The organism is Micromonospora sp. NPDC051227 (assembly GCF_044455385.1).
Classification (GTDB): domain Bacteria; phylum Actinomycetota; class Actinomycetes; order Mycobacteriales; family Micromonosporaceae; genus Micromonospora.
Map to the genome: position 1 here is coordinate 246,882 of NZ_JBITET010000007.1, position 20,086 is coordinate 266,967.

Here is a 20,086-nt window from a genome sequence, read left to right on the forward strand (position 1 = left end):
GCCGAGCGCAGTGCGGGTCAGGCGGTGTGGTCGATGACGACCTTGCCGAAGGCGTCGCCGGAGTGCAGTCGGGCGAAGGCGTCCTCGACCCGGCTGAACGGGATGACGCTGTCCACCACCGGGCGCACCTCGTTGTCGGAGCAGAACGCCAGCAGCTCGTACAGCTCGCCGGGCGTGCCCATCGAGGTGCCCAGGATCTCCAGCTGCATGGCGAAGACCCGGCGCAGGTTGACCGACGGCTCGTGCCCGGCGGTCGCGCCGGACACCACGATCCGGGCCATCGGCGCGGCCGACTTCAGCGAGTGGTCGAAGGTGGCCGCACCGACCGTCTCGATCACCACGTCCACCCGCTCCGGCAGCCGGGCACCGGGCTCCACCGCGATGGCGCCGAGGGCCGAGATCCGGTCCCGTTTGACGACATCGCGGCTGGTCGCGTACACCCGCTTGCCCATGGCGACGGCGAGCGCGACAGCCGCGGTGGCCACGCCACCGCCCGCGCCCTGCACCAGCACGCTGTCGGCGTCCGCGACGCGGCCCTTGGTGGTCAACATCCGCCACGCGGTCAGCCAGGCCGTGGGCAGGCACGCCGCGTCGGTCGCCGCCATGCCGTCGGGCAGCGAGATCAGATTCGAGCGGGGTACGGCCACCCGCTCGGCGAGCGTCCCGGCAAAGTGCTCGGAGAGGATGGAAACCCCGCGCGGGTCACCCGGTGTGACGACCACCGGGTACACGACCACCGGGCGCCCCTCCGGGTCCAGCCCGACCGCGTCGCAGCCGAGGATCATCGGCAGCTGGGCCTCGGTGAGACCCACCCCGCGCAGCGACCAGAGGTCGTGGTGGTTGAGCGAGGTGGCCCGCAACTGCACGGTCACCCAGTCGTCGGCCGGTGGGGTCGGCTCGGGCCGCTCGCCGACGGTGAGCGCGGCGAGCGGATCGGCGTCGTCGAAACGGGAGGCAAAGGCAGCACGCATGATCGGCACGGTAACAAGCTGAGCGCTCGTTAAGAAGCCGTGCGCGCAGGCCGGCGGCACATGCTGCGCCGGAGCGCCCCCGGCCCACGCGTGCGCACAAACCGGCGGCGCGTGCTGCTCCCGGCCCGTGCGTGCGCTAACGGCGGGCGACGCCGTCGCGGCGGGCGGCTTCGGCGACCGCCTCGGCAACAGCCGGCGCGACGCGCGGGTCGAGCGGGGACGGGACGATCGCGTCGGCGGTCAGGGAATCCGCCACCACCCCGGCGATGGCGTCCGCGGCGGCGACCTTCATCGCCTCGGTGATCCGGGTGGCACCGGCGTCCAGCGCGCCGCGGAACACCCCGGGGAAGGCCAGCACGTTGTTGATCTGGTTGGGGTAGTCGCTGCGCCCGGTGGCGACCACCGCGACGTGCCGGGCGGCCACCTCGGGGTGCACCTCGGGGGTCGGGTTCGCCAGCGCGAACACGATCCCGCCGGGCGCCATCTTGGCCACCGCGGCCTCGGGGATCTGCCCGCCGGAGACCCCGACCAGCACGTCCGCGTCGCGCAGCGCCTCGGTGATGTCGCCGTGCCGGCCGTCGGCGTTGGTGCTCGCCGCCAGCTCCGCCTTGGTGCCGGTCAGCTCGGTGCGGTGCCGGCCGATGATCCCCTTGGAGTCACAGACCACCACCTGGTCGGGGTTGACGCCCCCGGCGATCAGCATCTTCGTCACGGCCACGCCGGCCGCGCCCGCGCCGCTCACCGCCACTCGCAGGTCACCGAGCTTGCGGTCGAGCAACGTCGCGGCGTTGCGCAGCGCGGCGAGCACCACGATGGCGGTGCCGTGCTGGTCGTCGTGGAAGACCGGGATGTCCAGCGCCTCGTCGAGCCGACGCTCGATCTCGAAGCAGCGCGGCGCGCTGATGTCCTCCAGGTTGATCCCACCGAACGAGGGGGCCAGCGCCCGCACCACCGCGACGATCTCGTCCACGTCCTGGGTGTCCAGGCACACCGGCACCGCGTCCACCCCGGCGAACTGCTTGAACAGCACCGCCTTACCCTCCATCACCGGCAGCGCGGCCCGGGGGCCGATGTTGCCCAGCCCGAGCACCGCCGAGCCGTCGGTGACCACCGCGACCGTGTGCGACACCCAGGTGTAGTCGTCCACCAGGGCCGGGTCGGCGGCAATCGCCTCACACACCCGGGCCACCCCCGGGGTGTACGCCAGGGAGAGGTCCTCCCGGCTGGTGAGCGGCACGGTCGAGGTGACGGCCATCTTGCCGCCCCGGTGCAGCAGGAAGACGGGATCAGCGGGGTCCACGGTGGACGAAGGCATGGTGGTGACTCCAGGATCTGTCGAGCAGATGTGAGGCGGCCTGCCCCGCCGCGAGGTGGGCGGCGAGCGGTGGCACGCGGTGCGGGGGGTCACCCGGGCACTTTCCGAGCATAGTGTCGACACCACCCCTCGGATGTGAGCAGGGTCATAACTGGCGACGGGGCACCCGTCCGGGGCGCGGCCAGTAGCGGGCCACCACCCGTCCGCTCACGTCGGCCACCCCGTACGCCCGGGAGTCGTCGGTGATCAGGTCGTTGTCGCCACGCAGCCACCAGCCGCCGTCCTGCGGCCGGACCGCACGCTTCACCACCAGCAGATCAGGCCGGGTCCGGAAGACCGCGACCACCACGTCGCCGGCTCGGATCGGGCGGCCACCGGGGCGCACCAGCACCGCGTCGCCGTGCCGCAGCGTCGGGGCCATGGACGGGCCCGTGACCAGAACGGCGGCCAGTGGCCTCCGCAACCGGGGCACCTCAGCCGGGTGATCGGCGGCCACTGGTTTCACCTCCACCCGGTTCGGGGAGCACTCCCAGGAGTAATGTCGCCTTTGATCATCGCAAACTTCCCATGGAGGATCCTGATGCGACTTCCGCGCATCCTTGCGCCCCGCGTCACCGCGAGCGCTCACTGCGACCTGCCGTGCGGTGTCTACGACCCGGCTCAGGCCCGGATCGAGGCCGAGTCGGTCAAAATGATCTGCGAGAAGTACCAGTCGAACACCGACCCGGAGTTCCGCACCCGGGCCGTCATCATCAAGGAGCAGCGCGCCGAGCTGGTCAAGCACCACCTCTGGGTGCTCTGGACCGACTACTTCAAGCCGCCGCACTTCGAGAAGTACCCGGACCTGCACAGCCTGTTCAACGAGGCCACCAAGCTCGCCGGCGCCGGTGGCGTCAAGGGCAGCCTCGACCCGGCCACCGCCGACAAGCTGCTCGCGAAGATCGACGAGATCTCGAAGATCTTCTGGGAGACCAAGAAGGCGTGACCTCACCGGTCATCCCGACGATCCGGCCGGCACGTCCCGAGGACGTGCCGGCCGTCGTCGCCATGGTGCACGAGCTGGCCGAGTACGAACGTGCCCCCGAGCAGTGCCACCTCACCACCGAGCAGCTGACCTCGGCGCTCTTCACGACCGCTCCGGCGCTCTTCGGTCACGTCGCGGTGGACGAGCACGACGAGCCGGTCGGCTTCGCGTTGTGGTTCCTCAACTTCTCCACCTGGGCCGGAGTGCACGGCATCTACCTGGAGGACCTCTACGTCCGGCCGGCCGCCCGCGGCACCGGCGCCGGGCGACTCTTGCTCGCCGCGCTGGCCGACATCTGCGTACGACGCGGCTACCGGCGGCTGGAGTGGAGCATGATCGACTGGAACCCGGCTGCGGGCTTCTACGCCTCGATCGGAGCCGAGCAGCTGAGCGAATGGGTTTCCTATCGGCTCAGCGGCGACGCGCTCCGCGAGTTGGCCGACCGCGCCACCACCGCCGGCACGCGTCCGGGCGACTGACCGGGTAGAGTCCCCGACCGGGGGGATGAGGCGTGACTCAACTGACTGGCCAGCCAGCGACCGACGACGACGTGGTGCACCTCACGGTGCCCGCCGACGGCGGTTACCTCGGCGTGCTTCGTACCGCCACCGCCGGTCTCGCGGCCCGGCTGCAGTTCGCGCTCGACGAGATCGAGGATCTGCGGATCGCGGTCGACGAGGCGTGCGCCATGCTGCTCGCCATCGCCACCCGCGACGCCGAGTTGGAGTGTCGCTTCGCTGTCACCGAGGACGCACTGACCGTCGAGGTGACAGTGCCGACCGTGCGCGGCGCCACCCTGCCCGCCGAGTCGTCCTTCGCCTGGAAGGTGCTCACCGCGCTGACCACCTCGGCGTCCGCCACGTCCGCCGACGGTCGGGCCACGATCGCGCTGCTCACCCGCCGCTCCGGCGGCTACTGACCGACCCGAGGCGCCGGCGCGGTCACTCGAAGCCGAGGGCGCGGGTCGTCGGAGGGCAGATCAGCAGCCAGGCCACGCCCAGGCCGAGCGCCATCAGTGGCACGCCCAGCCAACCCAGCCCAGCCTGGATCATGAACCACCCGATCGGCAGCAGCATCAGCTGGAGCACGATCGCGGGGGCCCGTGCGCCCGCCTGACGGCGCAGCAGCGCGCGACCCAGGGCCCAGAGCACCACGGCCGCCCCGATGGCGAACACGGTCACCAGCAACGCCGCCAGCAGGTCGGTGCGGGTGGCCGTGAGGTCGGCCCAGACCAGCCAGACGGCGATCAGCCCGACGACGGCCGCCTCCGCCCACAGCAGCCGGACCGCCCAGCGGAGCGTGACGGGGATCGGGGCCGAGTCGATGGTCACGCGCGCCACGATACCCGGGCTGCCGGAAGGTACAGTGCCGCCCATGCGGGCCGTTCTGGTGGTCAATCCGAAGGCCACCACCACCAGCGAACGCAGCCGGGACGTGCTCGTCCGGGCGCTGCGCAGCGAAGTCGATCTCAGCGTGCGTTACACCCGTCGGCGTGGGCACGCCGTGGCGTTGGCCCGGGAGGCAGCCGCTGAGGGCGTCGACCTGGTCGTCACCCTGGGTGGCGATGGCACTGTGAACGAGGTGGTCAACGGCCTGATGACGGCCGAACCGCCGACTCGCGCCGGCGACGCCCCGATGGCCGAGCGGCTGCCCGCGCTGGCGACCGTCCCGGGTGGCTCGACGAACGTGTTCGCCCGCGCGGTGGGTCTGCCCCGGGAGTGGCCGGAGGCGACCAGCATGATCCTGGAAGGGCTTCGGCTGGGCCGGAGCCGGACGGTGGGGCTGGGCCGCGCCGACGACCGCTACTTCACCTTCTGCGCCGGCTTCGGCCTGGACGCCGCGGTGATCCACCGGGTGGAGCAGGCCCGGCGGAAGGGGCGGGTCTCCACGCCGTCGCTCTATCTGCGTTCGATCATGAACCAGTACTTCTTCGCCTCGGACCGACGGCACCCGGCGATCGTCCTGGAGCGTCCGGGCGAGCCGGCGGAGGCCGAGCTGGCCACCGTCATCATTCAGAACACGGCGCCTTGGACCTACCTGGGTGACCGGGAGGTCAACCCGAACCCGGCGGCGTCGTTCGACCTCGGGCTGGATGTGCTGGCGTTGCGTCAGCTCCGGGTGGCTAGCACAACACGGACTGTGACGCAGTTCCTGTCCCGGCAACCGGATCCGCGCGGTCGGCAGGTGTTACGACTCCATGACACGGCGGAGTTCACGCTGGTCTCCAGCCGTCCGCAGGCGTTCCAGCTGGACGGGGACTATCTCGGCGAGCGGGAGAAGGTCAGATTCACCTCCGTTCCGGCCGCACTGAGAGTAATCTGCTAGGTCTCGGGGTACTGCCCTTGGTCGACGCGGTCGCCACAACCGCTCGACACGGACGCCGCCACACCGAGGACAGGTGCCGGAAATGTCAGCAATGTCACGCGGACTGTACTATATTGATCCTCGACTGTGGCACGGCGGGTAACCAGGAAAGCACTGGTATCCGGACAAATGGGTTGTGGGCTTGCTCACCGCCCGGAGTTTTTCCGAGCGTCACCCTTGACATCACGACTGTTCGTGAAAGTATTCACAAGCGAACTTGAGTTACCGGGACATTGCCTGGATATGCTCGTCAGGTTGAGCTGTTCCAGCAGGTCCCCGGCACCAACTGCCTGCTCACGCACTGCCGAATGGACGAACGCTAACTGTCACCTCGGCACTGCGGATGCATATAGGAAAAGCACGACAAGCAATTGTTGCCACCCATCCAGAATGAGGAGTGTTGCCGCCATGGACTGGCGTCACCATGCTGTCTGCCGCGACGAGGACCCGGAGCTGTTCTTCCCGATTGGGACGTCCGGACCGGCTCTCCTGCAGGTCGAGCAGGCCAAGGCCGTCTGCAGGCGCTGCTCCGTGACCGACCAGTGCCTTCAGTGGGCACTCGAGTCTGGTCAGGACGCCGGCGTCTGGGGCGGAATGAGCGAGGAGGAGCGGCGCGCCGTCAAGCGGCGCGGCGGTCTCCGGGTGCTGCGCGCTCACTCCGCCTGATCCCCAACGACACGCTGTACGCCCCGGTGGGTTCGCCCGCCGGGGCGTTCCGCTGTCCGGCATCGGATCACCATGCCGGCACGGGTCACCCCGTCGACGCCAGCACAGGCCGGTCGTCGGCCCGACGCAGCACCAACTCGACCAACTCCGGTGCGTCGGTCAATGGCGCGGCGACCGCCACCGCACCCGCCGCCCGGGCCGCCTCCGTCACCGCGTCATGGAACAGCCCCGGCGCCAGGAAGTACGCGGCCACCGCGACCCGGCGCGCGCCGGACGCCCGTAGCCGGGACACCGCCACGCCGGCCGCCGGTGGAGCCGCCGAGGCGTACGCCACCCGGCAGGGCACCCCGAACTCCACGCCGAGCGCGTCGGCGACCCGGCCCACCGATCGTCGCGCCCGCGCGTCCCGGGTGCCCGCCGCAGCCAGCACCAACGCGTCGAAGCGGCCCGGAAGCGTCTCACCCAACCGCCGGCACAACCCGGCCAGCAGCGCAGGATCGGGCGTGTCGTCCGCCGGGCCGAGCACATCGGTCACCCGTACCGCCAGCGGTGGCCCGGACCGCGCCGCCGCGGCGACCGCCGCCGGAATGTCCACCCGATTGTGGTACGCGGCGGTCAGCAGCAGCGGCACCAGCACCGCCCGGCGGTGACCGGCCACGGCCAGGTCGCGCAGCACCTCGGTGGGCCCCGGCTCGGTGTGGTCCAGCCAGCTCGCCCACACCGGTGTGCCCGGCCGGGCCGCCGACACCGCCCGAGCCAGCGCCCGGGTGGCATCGGCCGCCCGTGGGTCACGGCTGCCGTGCGCGACCAGCACCACCGGGTCCGCCCCGCCGGCCGCACCGGGGCCGGTCAGGGTCGTCGCCGGGGAGGTCAGACGTGCAGCCCGCACTCGGTCTTCTCGAACATGGCCCACCGGCCGGCTCGCGCGTCCTCGCCGGCCTTGGTACGGCGGGTGCACGGCCAGCAGCCGATCGACCCGTAACCCTGCTTGAACAGCTCGTTGACCGGCACGTTGAAGCGGGCGATGTAGGCGTCCACATCCTTCTGCGACCAGGCCGCGATCGGGTTGACCTTGACCTTGCCGCGGCGCGCGTCGAAGGTCACCACCGGTGTGTTGGCCCGGCTCGGCGACTCGTCCCGACGCAGACCGGCAGCCCAGGCGTCGTACCCGGTCAGCGCCCGCTCCAGCGGCTCCACCTTGCGCAGCTGGCAGCAGTCGTCCGGTGACTTGTTGAACAGTCGGGGCCCGTACTGGCCGTCCTGCTGGCCGACGGTGAGCCGGGGCCGGATCGACCTGACGTTCACCGGCAGCGTCCGGGCGACCTCGTCGCGTACCCGCAGCGTCTCGGGGAAGTGCAGGCCGGTGTCGAGGAAGACCACGTCCACCCCGGGGGCCACCCGGGACACCAGGTGCGCCAGCACGGCGTCGGCCATCGAGCTGGTCACGCAGAACCGCTCACCGAAGGTCTGCGCCGCCCAACGGGCGATCTCCAGTGCTGGCGCGCCCTCCAGGTCCCGAGCGGCCTGCTCGGCCAGGGCCCGCAGCTCGTCCGGGTCGCGCCGGGCCGGGTCGGCCGGCGTCGAGCCGCCCGGGCCCACCAGGCGCAGGCTCGCGGCCGAGACGAGACTCATGAGGTCACCGCCCGACTCAGCAACCCGGTGAACTTCACCGAGAAGACCCGGGTGCAGGCGTGGCACTCCCAGGCGCCGTGACCCGCTTCGTGCGGCCGCAGGTCCTCCTCGCCGCAGTACGGGCAGTACAGAGGTGCCGCTCGGTTCTCGCTGCTCACCGCAGTTCCTCCTCGTCGACTCTGATCACCCAGTTGGCGAACGTCTCGCCCTCGCTCCGACCGGCCAGGTAGCGACGGGCCAGCCGTTCCACGTACTCCGGAAGTTCGTCGGCGGTGGTCTTCAGGCCGCGAAGCTTGCGGCCGAAACCGGCGGTCTGCCCCTGGGCCATGCCCAGCCCGCCGCCCAGGTGCACCTGGAAACCCTCGACCTGCCGGCCGTCCGGGCCGACCACCAGTTGACCCTTGAGCCCGATGTCGGCCACCTGGGTGCGTGCGCACGCGTTCGGGCAGCCGTTGATGTGGATCGAGATGTCCGCGTCGAAGTCGCGCAGCCGCTGCTCCAGCCGAGCCACCAGCTCTTCGCCGCGGGCCTTCGTCTCGACGATGGCGAGCTTGCAGTACTCGATGCCGGTGCACGCCATCGTGCCGCGCCGCCAGGCCGACGGCCGGGCCTCCAGACCGATCCCGCGCAGCGCGTCGACGAGCGACTCCGTCCGCTCCGACGGCACGTCGAGCACCAGCAGCTTCTGGTACGGGGTGAGCCGCACCCGGTCGCTGCCGTGCGCCTCGACCACGTCGGCCAGCTGGCTGAGCTGCACGCCGGAGACCCGCCCCACCACCGGAGCGGCGCCCACGTAGTGCCGCCCGTCGGACTGCTCGTGCACGCCCACGTGGTCGACCGGCTTCGACGGCAGGACCGGCGGCGGGCCGTCGAGCAGCGTACGACCGAGGTAGTCCTTCTCCAGTACCTCGCGGAAGCGCTCCACGCCCCAGTCGGCCACCAGGAACTTCAACCGGGCCCGGTTGCGCAGTCGGCGGTAGCCGTAGTCGCGGAAGATCCCGACCACCCCGGCCCACACGTCCGGCACCTCGGCCAGCGGCACCCAGACGCCGAGCCGCTTGGCGAGCATCGGGTTCGTGGCGAGGCCCCCGCCGACCCAGACGTCGAAGCCGGGCCCGTGCTCCGGGTGGTCGACACCGAGGAAGGCGATGTCGTTCGACTCGTACGGGGTGTCCACCAGCCAGGAGATCGACGTCTTGAACTTGCGGGGCAGATTGGAGAACTGCTTGTCGCCGACGTACCGGGAGACGATCTCGTCGATCGCCGGGGTCGGGTCGAGCAGCTCGTCGCGGGCCACCCCGGCGGCCGGGCTGCCCAGCACGATCCGCGGGCAGTCACCGCACGCCTCGGTGGTCTGCAGACCGACCGACTCCAGCCGACGCCAGATCTCCGGCATGTCCTCGACCCGGATCCAGTGGTACTGGATGTTCTGCCGGTCGGTGATGTCGGCGGTGTCCCGCGCGAACTCCCGGGAAATGTCCGCGATCACGCGCAGCTGGGCAAGGCTGAGCTGACCGCCGTCGATGCGGACCCGGAGCATGAAGAACTCGTCCTCCAGCTCGTGCGGCTCCAGCACGGCGGTACGCCCGCCGTCGATGCCCGCCTTGCGCTGGGTGTAGAGGCCCCACCAGCGGAACCGGCCGCGCAGGTCCTGCGGGTCGATCGAGGCGAAGCCGCGGTGCGCGTAGATGGTCTCGATGCGGGCCCGGACGTTGAGCGGGTCGTCGTCCTTCTTGATCCGCTCGTTGGGGTTGAGCGGCTCGCGGTGGCCGAGCGCCCACTGACCCTCACCCCGTGGCCGGCGCGGTGCTCGGGTCGGGCGAGCCGTCGGGTCTTCGGAACGGGCCGGGATGCTGCTGACCGCCATCGCGGCGTCCTCCGTTGTCTGCTGTGCCTCGGGATACGCGGGGCGCGGCGGCCGGCCCGGCGAAGCGGGCGGGACAACGGTGTCGGAGACAGCCGGCGCGGAGCGCGCCCGAGACGGATTGGTCGGGCGTCGTCAGTAGGCCGGACAGATCGCGCTGCGCACGCGGCCGTAATCGACGTGGCGACGTGCCACGAAGCGGCGGACGACTGCGGCGGTCATGGGGCCATGCTGCCACACCCCATGGGGGCCGGCCAATGTCCGCGTGCTGGATCCCACATCACGGGCCGGGGGACAGCCAACCGTGGCGGGCGCGATCGTCGGCGCGTCACGGCCCGAGCAGCTCACCGAGACGGCCAAGGCCGCCACGGTACGGCTCGACGAGCTGACGGCCGAAATCGACGCCGTGCTCGACGAACTCGTGGAGCGTGATCCGGCGAAGACCGCCCGGCCGAACGACGTGATGCCCCCTGGCGCCCGCCACCTGCGGCCGGCTGACGCCCATGGAGGGGGTGGCCGTGGCAGGCTCGGACCGTGGGGCAATTGTCCGAGAGGTCGGCCGCGGCGGCGTGGGAGCACCTGCGCCGCCTGCCGGTCTGGCTCCCCCCGGCACTGTTGACCCTGGCGGTGACAGTGACCGGGCTGGGCTCCGCCCAGCTCTGGCGCGACGAGCTGGCGACGTGGAGCGCGGCCACCCGGTCGCCCGGCGACCTGGCCCGGCTGGCCGGCACCATCGACGCCGCCACCGGGCCGTACTACCTGCTGATGCACCTCTGGACGAGGGTCTTCGGCGACTCCACGATCGCCCTGCGCGTGCCGGCGGTGCTGGCGATGACAGTGGCCGCCGGGCTGCTCGCCGTGCTCGGCGCGCGGCTCGTCGACCGGCGCGGCGGCCTCTTCGCCGGGCTGCTGTTCGCGGTGCTCCCCGGCACCTCCCGCTACGGGCAGGAGGCTCGCCCGTACGCGCTGGCCACCATGCTCGCCGTGCTCGCCACACTGCTGCTGGTGATCGCGCTGCGTCGACCGAGCTGGGCCCGCTGGGCCGGTTACGCCGCCGCCGTCGCCGCTCTCGGGCTCATCCACCTGATCGCGCTCACAGTGCTCGCCGCCCACGCGCTGGTCGTCCTCGTCGCGTGGTGGCGCGGCCCGGCCCCGGCCGGCGTCGCCACCCCGGCCCAGCCCGACGCCGGGCGGGACCGGCGGGTGTGGCGGTGGCTGGTCGCCGTGGTGCCGGTCGCGCTGCTGGCCAGCCCGCTGCTGGTCAAGGCCCGGACCCAGCAGTCCCGGCAGTTGAACTGGGTCCACCTGGCCCGGCTGGACGACCTCACAGCGCTGCCCGGCGGCGTCACCCAGAGCAGCGTGGTCGGTGGACTGCTGGTCGGGGTCGCCGCACTGGGCGCGGCCCGGCTCGGGCGACGCGCCCTGCTGCCGGTCGGCGCGGTGCTGCTGCCCGTGCTCCTGCTCTTCGCCGCCGGCACTGTCGTACCGCTGTGGGTGCCCCGGTACCTGGTCTTCGTGGTGCCCTTCGCGTGCCTGCTGGCGGGCGCGGCGCTGGCCGCCGTGGCCGCACCGGCCGCGCTTGTCGTTGTGGTGCTGGCCGGGCTGCTCGGTCTACCCGACCAGGCCGCGCTGCGACGGACCCACGAGTGGCCGCGCAGCGCGCCGGTGGACTACGCGGGGGCGGCCCGGGTGATCGCCGACGGTCAACGCCCGGGAGACGCGGTGGTCTACTCGCCCCGGCACAGCTGGCTCTTCCTCGACCTCGGCATCGAGTACCACCTCGGCGACCCACCACGCGACGTGCTGGTCACCGAGGACGAGGTCCGTCGCGGCGATCTGTGGGCCGCCGAGTGCCCCCAGCCGGCCCAGTGCCTCGCCGGTACGACACGGGTCTGGCTCGTCGTCTCCGGCCGGCACGCCGAGCCGCTGGCCGCCGTGTCCGGCGCCAAGGGCGACGCGCTGCGCACGGACTTCACCGTCACGCAGGTCTGGCAGCGCCCCGGCCTCACCGTCGCCCTGCTGACCGGCCGCCCCGACCGCTGACACATCCCGGTTGCCACCTCGGCAGACCGCCGGAGGCTACGACCGGCGACCCCGCGAGACGGCGAACGCGCCCGCCACGCCCGGACGACGCGCGCGGCGGTCAGGGCTGCGAGCGGCCGTCGTGGGTGTTGCGGGCCAGCGGGACGACCAGCACTGCCTCGGTGCCACCGTTGGCGCCGGCTCGCAGTTCGATGGTGCCGCGCAACTCCCCGGTGATCAGGGCCCGGACGATCTGGAGGCCGAGCCGGCTGCCGCGTTCGCTGTCGAAGTCCGGGGGCAGGCCGCGCCCGTTGTCGGTCACCGAGACGTGCAGCATCTTGCGGAACCGGTGCGCGGAGACCACCACCTCGGGTCGCAGCGACGGGTCCACCTCGGGAGCGGCGACCGGCACCATGCCGGAGGCGGCGGCCACCGGGGCCTCCTCCGCCTCGTCGGCCGGCGGGAAGCCGTGCTCGACGGCGTTGAGCAGCAACTCGTTGAGGACCATCACCAGCGAGGTGGCGATCTCCGCCGGCAGTACGCCGAAGCTGCCCCGCCGGCGCATGCCGACGCTCACCTCGGTCGCCGCGACCTCGGTCGCCGCGCTGGCCACCCGGTCGACGATGCCGTCGAACTCCACCGCCTCGTCGCTGGACATCGAGAGCGTCTCGTGCACCAGGGCGATCGAGGCGACCCGACGGACCGATTCCTCAAGTGCGACCCGGGCCTCCGGCATCGCCACCCGGCGGGCCTGCAACCGCAGCAGCGCGGCCACCGTCTGGAGATTGTTCTTCACCCGGTGGTGGATCTCCCGGATGGTGGCGTCCTTGGTGATCAGTGCCCGGTCCCGGCGGCGGACCTCGGTGATGTCCCGGACCAGCACCAACGCTCCGATCGGCACCCCGGCCGGCATCAGCGGCAGCGCCCGGGTGAGCATCGTGGCACCTCGTGCGTCGATCTCCCGCCGGGGTGGCGCCTCACCGCGCAGCGCGGCCAGGATGCCGTTCGAGGCCTCGGTGCCGTCCAGCGGGTCACCGGCCAGCCGACGGTGCAGCGCGGCCAGGTCCTCCCCCACCAGGTGCGAGGCGTAGCCCAGTCGGCGGTACGCGGACTGCGCGTTCGGGCTGGCATAGGTGACCTTGCCGCCGGCGTCGAGCCGGACCAGGCCGTCGCCGACCCGGGGCGCCGAGGTGGTCTCGCCCGGATGCCGCGGCGGCGGGAAGGTGCCGTCGGCGATCATCTGTGCCAGGTCGTCGGCGGTGGTGAGGTAGTTGAGCTCCAGCTGGCTGGGCGTACGCGCGGTGGAGAGGTTGGTGTCCCGCCCCACCACGGCGATCACCTCGCCGGCCTCCCCCTCGGCGGTACGCAGCCGGACCGGGATCGCCTCGTGCCGGGCCGGCACATCGCCGTACCAGACCGGGTCGCCCTCGCGCCAGATCCGACCCTGGGAGTACGCCACCCCCAGGTGGGCCACCTCCGGTCCGCCGACGATCCGACCCACCTGGTCGTCCTGATAGGCGGTCGGTGCGGTGGTCGGGCGCACCTGGGCGACGCAGAGGAACGTGCCGTCGATGTCGACCGGCACCCAGAGCAGCAGGTCGGCGAAGGACAGATCGGAGAGCAGTTGCCAGTCGCCGGCGATCCGGTGCAGGTGGTCGATGTCGGCCGGACGGAGATGGGTGTGCTCCTCGGCGAGGTCGCGCAGCGTGGACACGGTGACCAGGGTGCCACGCCGCGCCTCACATCGTCGCGGTGACCTTCTTCAACCCGCGCGGCGCGTCCGGGTCCTCGCCTCGGGTGAGCGCCAGGGCCAGCGCCAACCGCTGCATCGGCAGGATGTCCAGCAGCGGGGCGTACCGCTCGTCGACCTCGGGGACGGCCAGCCGGGTGGCGCCCGGCACGTCGGCGGAGCCGACCACCACGACGTCGGCGCGGCGTTCGCCGAGGCGGGGCAGCACCTCACCCATCGACCGGCCGCCGGGGCCGGAGCCGACCACGGCGAGCACCGGGACCTCCGGGTCGGTCATCGCGAGCGGGCCGTGCAGCAGGTCGGCGCCGGAGAAGGCGAGCGCCGGCAGGTACGAGGTCTCCATCAGCTTCAGCGCGGCCTCCCGGGCTGTCGGGTAGGCGTACCCCCGGCCGGTGGTGACCAACTGACGGGCGAACCGGTAGCGCGGGGCGAGCTGGGCCGGGGTGCCGTCGGCCAGGGTGCGGGTGGCCAGCTCGGGCAGTGCGTCGAGCGCCTCCCGTTCGACCTTCGGGAGCACGCCGTCGCCGGCCCGGATCCCCTCCACCAGCATCAGCAGGGCGAGCAGCTCGGCGGTGTACGTCTTGGTGGCGGCCACCGCCCGCTCGTGCCCGGCGGCGATGTCGACGCTCAGCTCGGCCACGTCGACCAACGGCGAGTCGGGGGCGTTGGTCACCGCGAGGGTCAGCGCACCGGAGGCTCGGGCTGCGCGCAGCACCTCGGCCAGGTCGGGCGAGCCGCCGCTCTGGCTGACCCCGACGACCAGCGCGTCGGAGAGGTCGGGGCGGGCCCCGTACAGGGTGACGACGCTGGGCGAGGCCAGCCCGGCGGGCAGGCCGAGCCGGATCTCGGTCAGGTATGCCCCGTAGAGCGCCGCGTGATCGGAGGTGCCCCGCGCGGTGAAGACCACGTGCCGTGGCCGACGTTCCGCGATGACCGCTGCCACCCGGGCGATCTCGGCGGCGTTGGCGGCGGAGAGCAGGCGCGCGTAACCAGCCGGCTGCTCGTCGATGTCGGCGGCCATTCCAGCCCCTGCACGTGTCACGGAAACCCCTCCCCCTGCGCGATTGCCGCGCGATTCTTGCTCAGTCTTGCACTTTTAGGCGTATCTCAGCAATCGAACGAGCAGGACTGCGCAGGTGATCACCAGTTGATCTCAATATCAACTAGGCTTTACCCGTTGTGCCCGGTCTAACGAGAGGACGACGTGCCCGAGGGAACGGACGATCCCGCGCTCTCCGCGACGGAGGAGCTGGCGCTGGCCCGGCTGGCACTCGACGAGGGCGACCTGCACCACGCCGCCGGCCACCTCGCCGGCGCCTTGGCACGGGCCCCCACCCTGCCGGAGGTGCACGAGACGCTGGCCCGGCTCGCCGCGACGAGCGGCGGCGGCCTCGACCTCTTCCCGATCAACCACCACACCTTCGTCGGTGCGGTCGTCGCCCGCGCCCACCTCCTCGCCACCGCCGGGCGCCCCGCCGAAGGGTTGGAGCTGCTGGCCGCAGCGACGTCGTACGCGCCCGGCACCGAGTGGGCCGGCGTGCCCTGGGTCACCGCGCCCGAGCTGGCCGAACGACTGGACCCGGAGCACATCGCCCGCGTCCTCATGCAGGTCTGCGCCGCACTGCCCGACCCCGTGCCGCGGATCGGCCGCGCCCCGCTGACCCCGTACCTCACGCTCGCCCGCAACGCGGCCACCGTGCACCCCGAACACGGCCTGCTGCTGGGCGCGGCGTCCGCGCTGGCCCGGCGCCTCGGTGAGGTCGAGCTGGCGGTCCGCTGGGCCACCCGAGGGGTACGCGCACAGCCCTCGAAGATGGGCGAGGTGTGGCTCGGGTACGCGTACCGCAGCTCGGGCCGGACCCGCGACGGCCTCGCGGCACTCGGTCGGGCCGTCGAGCTGGACCCCGACGACCTGGCGATCTACGCGGACATCGCCGGCACCCTGGCCGAGATCGGCCGGCTGGACGAGGCGTTGGAGTGGACCGAGCGGGCGCTGGCGCGCGATCCGTCGTTCGACTGCGCGGTGCACACAGCCCACCGCCTGCGGCACCTGCGCGACGGTGACCTCGCCCACCTGGTCGCGCTCGCCGACTTCGTGCGGGACCACCCGGACGACAGCCACGAGCACGGCGACCTTGCCCAGTGCTGCCGAGGTCGGCCCTGGCTCGGTCAACTCACCCCGGCCGGTGGGCCCCTGGTCGACGCGATGCGCCAGGCGGTGGCCGATGACGACAATGGTCTCGGCGGTGCCGTCCGCCTACCCGCCGCCGCCCCGCCGAGTGCGGTCGGGACGGCGATCTCCACCGCCCCCGGGCTGCGGATCGAGGTCGTCGGCGCGCCGGAGCCCGACCCGCGCGAGCCCCGGCGGGAGTCCGCTCAGCGGTTGTGGCACTACGCGGACGTGGTCCCCACACCCGCGCTGGCGGCGCCATCGGCGACGGCTGTCGAACGGATCGGGCAGATCGCCCACCCGGCGTGGGCACACCCACCGGCGGCGTACGACGCGGCGGTGGGCCTGGCCGGCCTCGACCTGGGCGACCTGCTCGGTCTGCTGGTGCACCCGCCGGCGGCGCCGGCCAACGCGGTGGGTCGGCTGCTGGCGGCCCACGACCCGTCGGTCTGGGTCCGTGGGGTGCAGGTGTGGGCCTGTCTGGGGCTGCTGCACCACCGCACCGACGAGCCGTGGGAGGGTTCGACCCGGCGCCGGGTGCTGCTCGATCTGATCTGGGGCGTCGAGGACTGGGTCACCGAGGCGGCGCTGTTCGCCCTGGTCACCGCCGCCTGGGTGGACCCCTCGGTGCGGTCGGACGTGGCCCGGGTGGTGGCGGAGCGGCTGGCCGACGCGGCTGCCGTGGCGCGGAGCCGACCGGTCCCGATCGCCGCCTCGCTGGCTCACCTGGCACTCGCCGCCCCGCAGTTGGATCCGGCGACGGCGGCACTGGCCACCGAACTGCTGGCCACCCACTCCCCCCGGCTTCCCCGCCCCCGCAACCCTCTGCGCCGCCTCTGGCAACGCCTGCTCCGCCGCTGACTCCCCGCCAACCCCCGCGATCTTGCACTTACTGTCGCCGTTCTGTCGGAAACAGTGCTTATGCACCCGCACAAAGTGCAAGATCGCGGAGGTTCGGGGGTTAGGCGACGGGGGCGGCCTTGCCGAGGGCGACCTCGGCGTCCTCCTCCGGGGTGGCCTGCGGCGGCGCCTCGTTCGCGGTGCGCAGCGGGATCTCCTTGATGAACCAGGCGAGCACCGGGATCACGATGGTGAACAGCACCGCCCAGAGGAAGACGTGCGAGATGGCGTCGGAGAGACCGCCGAGCACCGCCTCGCGCGCCTGGGCGGGCAGCTCCCTGAGCTTCTCCAGGTCCATCCCGGCGCCGGCCTCGTCGCCACCGAAGGCCCGGCCGCCCTCGGAGCTGGCCAGCCGGCTGGCGAAGATCGCGCCGAACAGCGAGATGCCGAACGAACCGCCGATCGACCGGAAGAAGGTGGCCGCGCCGCTGGCCGCGCCGAGGTCCTTCTGCTCCACGCTGTTCTGCGCGATCAGCATCGACGTCTGCATGAGGAAGCCCATGCCGACGCCGAGCACGATCATGTAGAGCGAGGACATCAGCTTGCTGGTGTCGGTGTCGAGCATGGACAGCAGCGCCATGCCCGCGGTCATCACCACACCACCGATGATCGGGTACGCCCGGTACCTGCCGTTGCGGGTGATCGCCCGGCCGATGACCAGCGAGACGACCAGCATGCCGAACATCAGGGGCAGCAGCAGCAGGCCACTGTTGGTGGCCGACGCACCCTGCACGGTCTGCTGGTAGAGCGGCAGGAAGTTCATCGCGCCGAACATCGCGAAGCCGAGCAGGAAGCCGATCACCGAGATCAGCGCGAAGTTGCGGTTGGCGAAGAGCGCCAGCGGCAGGATCGGCTCCTGGACCCGGCGTTCCACCAGGGCGAACACCACCAACGCGACGACGGCCAGCACGGCCAGGCCGAGGATCTGCGGCGACGTCCAGTCGTACTCGTTGCCCCCCCAGGTGGTGATGAGCACGATCGCGGTGATGCCGACCGAGAGCAGCCCGGCGCCGAGCCAGTCGATCCGGTGCTCGGTGCGGTACTTCGGCAGGTGCATGGTGGTGATCAGCACGAGCAGCGCGATTCCGCCCAGCGGCAGGTTCACGTAGAACGCCCAGCGCCAGGAGAGGTGGTCGGTGATGAATCCGCCGGCCAGCGGGCCGGCGACCATGGCGATGGCCATGATGCCGGCGATCATGCCCTGGTAGCGCCCGCGCTCGCGGGGCGGAACCAGGTCACCGATGATCGCCATCACGCCGACCATGAGGCCGCCGGCGCCGAGGCCCTGCACGGCCCGGAAGGCGATGAGCTGGACCATGCCGTCCTCTGGGCCGCCAAGCATCCCGGAGCCGGCCATGCCACAAAGGGCGGAGCCGATCAGGAAGACGACGACCGAGGTCAGGAAGACCGACTTGCGGCCGTAGAGGTCACCGAGCTTGCCCCAGATCGGGGTGGAGACGGTGGTGCCCAGGACGTACGCGGTAACCACCCAGGTGAAGTGGTTGAGCCCGCCGAACTCGCCGACGATCCGCGGTAACGCGGTGCTGACGATCATATTGTCGAGCATCGCGAGCATCATCGCGATCATCAGCCCGAACAGCACGACCCGGATGTTGTTGGGTCGCGTGCCGGCCTGGGTTGCCTGAGTCATGGGTAAGCTCCCCCCGAAGATTGCCGTACTTACTTGCCGCCCGGCTAGTCACCTTACTAGCCGCACGGTAAGTTGGGTACGAGTAACGGTCAAGCCATTTGGAGGGCGCGCGTGAGCGAGAGCACAGGCGGCGGAACGCGGGAACGGATCAAGGCCGTCGCGCTCGAACTCTTCACCGAGCAGGGGTACGAGAAGACCTCGCTCCGGGAAATCGCCGAGCGCCTCAGCGTCACCAAGGCCGCGCTCTACTACCACTTCAAGAGCAAGGACGACATCGTCGCCAGCTTCGTCGAGGACCGGCTGGAGGGGATGGACGCACTGATCGCCTGGGCCGCCACCCAGCCCGCCACCCTGGCCACCCGGCGCGAGCTGATCTCCCGGTACGCCGACACGATGTTCGACGGCACTCAGCCGTCGGTGATGCGCTTCTTCGAGCAGAACCAGACCGCGCTCAAGAGCCTCTCCGCCGGTAAGAAGATGCGCGGTCGGATGTTGGAGCTGGCCGACGCGCTCTGCCGGGGCGATGAATCCCCAGCCGCCCAACTGCGCGCCGCGCTGTCAATCTTTGCGGTGCACACCAGCTGGTTCGCGGTCCGCGCGCCGCACATCAGCGACGACGAACGCCGCAAGCTCGCCCTGGAGGTGGCCGACGAGCTGCTGGCCGCCATCGGCACGCAGCCCGACGCCTGACCGGGCGTGACCGTGCCGGCCCCGGCTCGCGGGTCGCCGGCTCAGCCGCGCGTCAGCTCCAGCCGCAGGCCGAGCAGGTCCACACCCGGCAGCGGTGACCAGTCCTTCTCCGGCAAGCGGACGAAACCGCGCCGCGAGTAGAGCCGGTGCGCCTGATCGGCCATCCCGGCCCGGACGCAGATCACCATCGCCGTGCAACCCAACCCGGTCGCCCGGTCGACACACGCCTCGACCAGCGCGCCACCCACACCCCGCCCCTGAGCGCCCGGGTCGACCGCGAGCATCCGGAACTCCGCCTCGCCCGGCCCTGCCAGCTCGGCGAACGGGGTGCCCGGCAGCACGAACGTGACCGACCCGAGCACCGCCCCGGTCACCTCGTCGACCGCGACCAGCACCTCGCCGCTGGCGGCTCGGGTTGACACGTCGGCCAGCACCTCGCCGTACCCGTGTTCGCCCTTGAGCTGGCCGTCCGCCTCGTAGGCGGCCACGGTCAGCCGGGCCACCGCCGGGAAGTCGGCCGACTCGGCCGGACGGACCCGCAGCCCGGTCAAGCGATCACGGCGATCAGGTCACCGTCCTGCACGACGTCGCCCTCGTTGACGACGAGTTGCTGGAGCACACCATCGGACTCGGCGATGACCGGGATCTCCATCTTCATCGACTCGAGGATCACCAGGGTGTCACCCTCGGTCACCGTGTCACCCGCAGTGGCGACGACCTTCCAGACGTTGGCCACCATCTCGGCGCGGATCTCCTCGGCCATGTCCAGGCCCTCCCTCTTCGCGACGTGCCTGCCGATGTATCCAATCATGCGTCGACCGGTGATGGGCGCGCAGCGGCACAGCCGGGATGGCAGGCCCGCCCTGGGGAAGGCGGCGGGTGTCGACCGCACTACCATCAGCGGGTCGGACCCGACGCCGGACCGCCGGTGGCCGCATCCGCGCCGAGGTCGTGCGCAGGACGGATCCGACCCATCACGAGGAGGTCAGCATGGCGAAGAAGTCCCGGAAGAAGAAGGCTCGTAAGAAGAGCGCCGCGAACCACGGCAAGCGTCCCAACTCCTGAAC

The 20,086-nt window shown here is 71.8% G+C and carries 22 protein-coding genes; 9 read left to right on the top strand and 13 right to left on the bottom strand.

All coding sequences use genetic code 11. The features are described 5' to 3' along the window. Nucleotides 1–17 precede the first annotated feature (17 nt). The 3 genes from ACIA47_RS19665 to ACIA47_RS19675 form a co-directional block, all read right to left on the bottom strand. Entirely contained in the window at nt 18–980 is a 963-nt protein-coding gene (locus ACIA47_RS19665) for a zinc-binding dehydrogenase (protein ID WP_396709635.1), read from the bottom strand. 127 nt (nt 981–1,107) lie between these two features. After that, on the bottom strand, nt 1,108–2,286 hold the full coding sequence (locus tag ACIA47_RS19670; RefSeq protein WP_203121796.1) for an NADP-dependent malic enzyme: 1,179 nt from the start codon (nt 2,284–2,286) through the stop codon (nt 1,108–1,110). A gap of 145 nt (nt 2,287–2,431) precedes the next feature. Continuing rightward, a complete protein-coding gene (locus ACIA47_RS19675; protein ID WP_396709637.1) occupies nt 2,432–2,782 on the bottom strand; it encodes a S24/S26 family peptidase in 351 nt (116 codons plus the stop codon). An 84-nt stretch (nt 2,783–2,866) separates the two neighbouring features. Between ACIA47_RS19675 and sodN the strand changes: the two genes are divergently transcribed. The 3 genes from sodN to ACIA47_RS19690 are packed head-to-tail and all read left to right on the top strand — an operon-like array spanning nt 2,867 to nt 4,229. After that, entirely contained in the window at nt 2,867–3,271 is a 405-nt protein-coding gene (gene sodN / locus ACIA47_RS19680) for a superoxide dismutase, Ni (protein ID WP_396709639.1), read from the top strand. Beyond that, on the top strand, nt 3,268–3,789 hold the full coding sequence (locus tag ACIA47_RS19685) for a GNAT family N-acetyltransferase (RefSeq protein ID WP_396709641.1): 522 nt from the start codon (nt 3,268–3,270) through the stop codon (nt 3,787–3,789). The genes sodN and ACIA47_RS19685 overlap by 4 nt, the downstream gene beginning before the upstream one ends. 32 nt (nt 3,790–3,821) lie before the next feature. Beyond that, complete coding sequence (locus ACIA47_RS19690) at nt 3,822–4,229, top strand: ATP-binding protein (RefSeq protein ID WP_030336681.1); 408 nt, start codon at nt 3,822–3,824, stop codon at nt 4,227–4,229. A gap of 22 nt (nt 4,230–4,251) precedes the next feature. On the opposite strand, the gene ACIA47_RS19695 is transcribed toward ACIA47_RS19690, so the two are convergent. Further along, complete coding sequence (locus tag ACIA47_RS19695; protein ID WP_203121800.1) at nt 4,252–4,641, bottom strand: hypothetical protein; 390 nt, start codon at nt 4,639–4,641, stop codon at nt 4,252–4,254. Between the two features lie 43 nt (nt 4,642–4,684). Between ACIA47_RS19695 and ACIA47_RS19700 the strand changes: the two genes are divergently transcribed. Together ACIA47_RS19700 and ACIA47_RS19705 are read left to right on the top strand one after the other, a co-directional pair. Continuing rightward, a complete protein-coding gene (locus ACIA47_RS19700) occupies nt 4,685–5,635 on the top strand; it encodes a diacylglycerol kinase family protein (protein WP_124818842.1) in 951 nt (316 codons plus the stop codon). A gap of 447 nt (nt 5,636–6,082) precedes the next feature. Next, nucleotides 6,083–6,340: a WhiB family transcriptional regulator gene (locus ACIA47_RS19705; protein WP_007072794.1), complete on the top strand. Its 258-nt coding sequence runs from the start codon at nt 6,083–6,085 to the stop codon at nt 6,338–6,340. Nucleotides 6,341–6,425: 85 nt separating this feature from the next. On the opposite strand, the gene ACIA47_RS19710 is transcribed toward ACIA47_RS19705, so the two are convergent. The 4 genes from ACIA47_RS19710 to ACIA47_RS19725 are packed head-to-tail and all read right to left on the bottom strand — an operon-like array spanning nt 6,426 to nt 9,839. After that, complete coding sequence (locus tag ACIA47_RS19710) at nt 6,426–7,229, bottom strand: sirohydrochlorin chelatase (protein ID WP_396709644.1); 804 nt, start codon at nt 7,227–7,229, stop codon at nt 6,426–6,428. Beyond that, nucleotides 7,211–7,972 carry a phosphoadenylyl-sulfate reductase gene (locus ACIA47_RS19715; protein WP_396709646.1) on the bottom strand — a complete coding sequence of 254 codons (762 nt, stop codon included), beginning with the start codon at nt 7,970–7,972 and terminating at the stop codon, nt 7,211–7,213. The genes ACIA47_RS19710 and ACIA47_RS19715 overlap by 19 nt, the downstream gene beginning before the upstream one ends. After that, entirely contained in the window at nt 7,969–8,130 is a 162-nt protein-coding gene (locus ACIA47_RS19720; protein WP_165435836.1) for a hypothetical protein, read from the bottom strand. Before ACIA47_RS19720 ends, ACIA47_RS19715 begins: the two co-directional genes overlap by 4 nt. Then, nucleotides 8,127–9,839 (bottom strand): nitrite/sulfite reductase, encoded by a 1,713-nt coding sequence (locus ACIA47_RS19725; protein ID WP_396709649.1) that lies wholly within the window; start codon nt 9,837–9,839, stop codon nt 8,127–8,129. The genes ACIA47_RS19720 and ACIA47_RS19725 overlap by 4 nt, the downstream gene beginning before the upstream one ends. Before the next feature lie 531 nt (nt 9,840–10,370). Here ACIA47_RS19725 and ACIA47_RS19730 point away from each other — a divergent pair. Next, nucleotides 10,371–11,879, top strand: a complete 1,509-nt coding sequence (locus tag ACIA47_RS19730) for a glycosyltransferase family 39 protein (RefSeq protein WP_396709651.1) — start codon at nt 10,371–10,373, stop codon at nt 11,877–11,879. Between the two features lie 100 nt (nt 11,880–11,979). Here ACIA47_RS19730 and ACIA47_RS19735 read toward each other — a convergent pair whose 3' ends face one another. Together ACIA47_RS19735 and ACIA47_RS19740 are read right to left on the bottom strand one after the other, a co-directional pair. Continuing rightward, nucleotides 11,980–13,572 (bottom strand): histidine kinase N-terminal domain-containing protein, encoded by a 1,593-nt coding sequence (locus ACIA47_RS19735; RefSeq protein ID WP_396709653.1) that lies wholly within the window; start codon nt 13,570–13,572, stop codon nt 11,980–11,982. A gap of 25 nt (nt 13,573–13,597) precedes the next feature. Next, a complete protein-coding gene (locus ACIA47_RS19740) occupies nt 13,598–14,629 on the bottom strand; it encodes an SIS domain-containing protein (protein WP_396709655.1) in 1,032 nt (343 codons plus the stop codon). A 183-nt stretch (nt 14,630–14,812) separates the two neighbouring features. On the opposite strand from ACIA47_RS19740, the gene ACIA47_RS19745 reads away from it, so the two are divergent. Then, nucleotides 14,813–16,639 (top strand): tetratricopeptide repeat protein, encoded by a 1,827-nt coding sequence (locus ACIA47_RS19745; RefSeq protein WP_396709657.1) that lies wholly within the window; start codon nt 14,813–14,815, stop codon nt 16,637–16,639. 100 nt (nt 16,640–16,739) lie between these two features. Here the strand turns inward: ACIA47_RS19745 and ACIA47_RS19750 are convergent, their stop codons facing one another. Further along, complete coding sequence (locus ACIA47_RS19750; RefSeq protein ID WP_396709659.1) at nt 16,740–18,329, bottom strand: MDR family MFS transporter; 1,590 nt, start codon at nt 18,327–18,329, stop codon at nt 16,740–16,742. Between the two features lie 111 nt (nt 18,330–18,440). Here ACIA47_RS19750 and ACIA47_RS19755 point away from each other — a divergent pair, with 111 nt between their 5' ends. Next, the gene (locus tag ACIA47_RS19755) at nt 18,441–19,019 is read left to right on the top strand and encodes a TetR/AcrR family transcriptional regulator (RefSeq protein ID WP_396709662.1); all 579 of its coding nucleotides are present in this window, start codon (nt 18,441–18,443) and stop codon (nt 19,017–19,019) included. 41 nt (nt 19,020–19,060) lie between these two features. Here the strand turns inward: ACIA47_RS19755 and ACIA47_RS19760 are convergent, their stop codons facing one another. Then, nucleotides 19,061–19,570 (bottom strand): GNAT family N-acetyltransferase, encoded by a 510-nt coding sequence (locus ACIA47_RS19760; RefSeq protein ID WP_203124170.1) that lies wholly within the window; start codon nt 19,568–19,570, stop codon nt 19,061–19,063. Continuing rightward, entirely contained in the window at nt 19,567–19,788 is a 222-nt protein-coding gene (locus ACIA47_RS19765) for a biotin/lipoyl-binding carrier protein (RefSeq protein ID WP_203124177.1), read from the bottom strand. Before ACIA47_RS19765 ends, ACIA47_RS19760 begins: the two co-directional genes overlap by 4 nt. 221 nt (nt 19,789–20,009) lie before the next feature. On the opposite strand from ACIA47_RS19765, the gene ACIA47_RS19770 reads away from it, so the two are divergent. Continuing rightward, nucleotides 20,010–20,084 (top strand): 50S ribosomal protein bL37, encoded by a 75-nt coding sequence (locus ACIA47_RS19770; protein ID WP_369814844.1) that lies wholly within the window; start codon nt 20,010–20,012, stop codon nt 20,082–20,084. The last annotated feature ends 2 nt before the right edge of the window (nt 20,085–20,086 follow it).

What these genes read in the sequence shown, in the direction of transcription:
- ACIA47_RS19670 (WP_203121796.1), bottom strand. Translation starts at nt 2,286, where the DNA reads ATGCCTTCGTCCACCGTGGACCCCGCTGATCCCGTCTTCCTGCTGCAC.
- sodN (WP_396709639.1), top strand. Translation starts at nt 2,867, where the DNA reads ATGCGACTTCCGCGCATCCTTGCGCCCCGCGTCACCGCGAGCGCTCAC.
- ACIA47_RS19700 (WP_124818842.1), top strand. Translation starts at nt 4,685, where the DNA reads ATGCGGGCCGTTCTGGTGGTCAATCCGAAGGCCACCACCACCAGCGAA.
- ACIA47_RS19705 (WP_007072794.1), top strand. Translation starts at nt 6,083, where the DNA reads ATGGACTGGCGTCACCATGCTGTCTGCCGCGACGAGGACCCGGAGCTG.
- ACIA47_RS19715 (WP_396709646.1), bottom strand. Translation starts at nt 7,972, where the DNA reads ATGAGTCTCGTCTCGGCCGCGAGCCTGCGCCTGGTGGGCCCGGGCGGC.
- ACIA47_RS19725 (WP_396709649.1), bottom strand. Translation starts at nt 9,839, where the DNA reads ATGGCGGTCAGCAGCATCCCGGCCCGTTCCGAAGACCCGACGGCTCGC.
- ACIA47_RS19740 (WP_396709655.1), bottom strand. Translation starts at nt 14,629, where the DNA reads ATGGCCGCCGACATCGACGAGCAGCCGGCTGGTTACGCGCGCCTGCTC.
- ACIA47_RS19750 (WP_396709659.1), bottom strand. Translation starts at nt 18,329, where the DNA reads ATGACTCAGGCAACCCAGGCCGGCACGCGACCCAACAACATCCGGGTC.